At 69.1% G+C, this 1,914-nt stretch carries 2 protein-coding genes; both read right to left on the minus strand.

The window, feature by feature from the left end:
• Positions 1–70: 70 nt before the first annotated feature.
• Entirely contained in the window at positions 71–838 is a 768-nt protein-coding gene (istB, locus tag FOF48_RS36135) for an IS21-like element helper ATPase IstB (protein ID WP_143909554.1), read from the minus strand.
• Positions 825–1,914, minus strand: a 1,090-nt coding sequence (istA, locus tag FOF48_RS36140) for an IS21 family transposase (protein ID WP_143909556.1), incomplete at its 5' end; no start/stop codon positions are given. The genes istB and istA, both read right to left, overlap by 14 nt.

Here is a 1,914-nt window from a genome sequence, read left to right on the forward strand (position 1 = left end):
CTGACAAGGAGCGGCGATTTGAGTTCGCAGCGCTGACGAGGTGGGGTCGGCCAAGCGGATCCACTTCGGGCTACCTGGCGTCGGAGGCCGAGGGCTTGCGACGGCGGGCTGTGGGCGGATTGCGGAAACTGTCGCCTTCGATGACGAGGACGTGGGAGTGGTGGAGGAGCCGGTCCATGGCGGCACTGGCCATGAGCGGGTCGCCAAAGAGGGGCGGCCACTCCTCGATGGCGCGGTTGGAGGTAATGACGGTGCTGCGGCGCTCGTAGCGCTGGCGGACGACTTCGTAGAGGTCCATCGGCTCGTCCTGAGTCAGGCCGCGCAGGCCGAGGTCATCGATGATGAGCAAGTCGGGCGAGGTGAAGCGCAAGAGGCGCTTGTCGTAGCTGCCTTCGCCGCGTGCGGCGCGCAATTGCATGAGCATTTCGTGGGCGCCGACGTAGAGGGCGCTGAAGCCGGCGCGGCAGGCGCGGTGGCCGAGGGCCTGGGCCAGGTGGGACTTGCCGACGCCCGTGGGGCCGACGATGAGGACGTTGTCGTGGCGCTCGAGGAAGGAGCAGGTGCCCAACTCCAGCACCTTGGCCTTGGGGACGCTGGCGTTGAAGTGGAAGTCGAAGTCCTCGAGGGTGCGGGCGTGCTCGAATGAGGCACGACGCACGCGCTGAGAGAGTTGCTTGGAGTCGCGACGCTCCACCTCGTCGCCCAGCAGGCGGTAGAGGAATTCGGAGTGAGAGAGGTTGTCGTCCACGGCCTGCTGGGTGCGCAGTTGGAGGGACTGGAGGACGCCGGACAGGCGCAGCTTCTTGAGCATGGGAATCAGCTCGTCAGTGGGACTCAATTTCAGACTCCTGGGGCACGTCGGAGTGGTGAAGCAGCTCGGCCACGCTGCGTGCGAAGCGCGGCTGAGGCAGGGAGGACGTCGCCGGGGCGGCGAGGGCCAGGGGCAGCGGCAGCAAGTCGAGGCCCTGGCGCAGCAGATTCTTGAGGCCGCCGTAGGAGTAGGTGCCGTAGTAGTGGGCGCGCCGGGCGGCGGCGCGGGCGCGCTCGGGAGGGAAGCCCTCCAGGTACGTGACGCTGGCCTGCACGGCGCGTAGCTGAGACAGCACGTCGTCGGAGTCGAAGACGGCGCGCACGTAGGTGAGGACGTCCTCGCCCAGCCGCGCGGCGCGCTCCTCCCAGTAGCCGCGGCTGCGGTGGCGCAAGTCAGCGCGGTGCTGAGGCAGGTGCTCCTCACGGGTGGCGTAGAGGCCCGTGCCGCGCCGGGCGTGGGTGGCGACGCGGACGTCCTGGGCGTACACCTCGAGACTGGCGTCGGTGACGCGCAGCCAGACGTCGTTGCCCACCAGTCGCCAGGGCACCGAGTAGAAGCGCCTCTCGAAGAGGACGTGGCTGTCCTGGTGGACGCGCGCGGGCTTCCAGACGACGGGGGTGAAGCGCGTCTCAGGCAGGGGCCGTAGCGCGGGCACTTCCTCCTGCTGGAAGACGTCCACCGGGCGCCGGCCCGTCGTCCCGTGCCGCCGCACGTTGGCCACCTCGGCCAGCCACTGCTTCAACTCCGCCCGCACGACGTCGACGTCCTGCCCCTGGCGGCCCTTGAAGAAGCTGGACTGGACGTATTTGACGCCCGCCTCCACCTTGCCCTTCTTCTGGGGCGCGTACGGCGGCGTCGGGTCGACTTTGAAGCCTTGGTGTCGCGCCACCTCGCGGTAGCTGCGGTTGAGGGCGGACGGCACGTCGGGCGTGAAGGCCGCGCGCAGCACGGCCGCCTTCAGGTTGTCGGGCACCACCGTCTCCACCACTCCGCCCAGCGCCTCGAAGGCCTCCACGTGCAGCCGCAACCACGTCGGCAGCGACTGCTCGAAGACGACGTCCGCCCAGAGGTAGCGGCTGTGCGCCAGCACCAGCACGAATACC

It is taken from the genome of Corallococcus sp. Z5C101001, assembly GCF_007352635.1.
Classification (GTDB): Bacteria; Myxococcota; Myxococcia; order Myxococcales; family Myxococcaceae; genus Corallococcus; species Corallococcus silvisoli.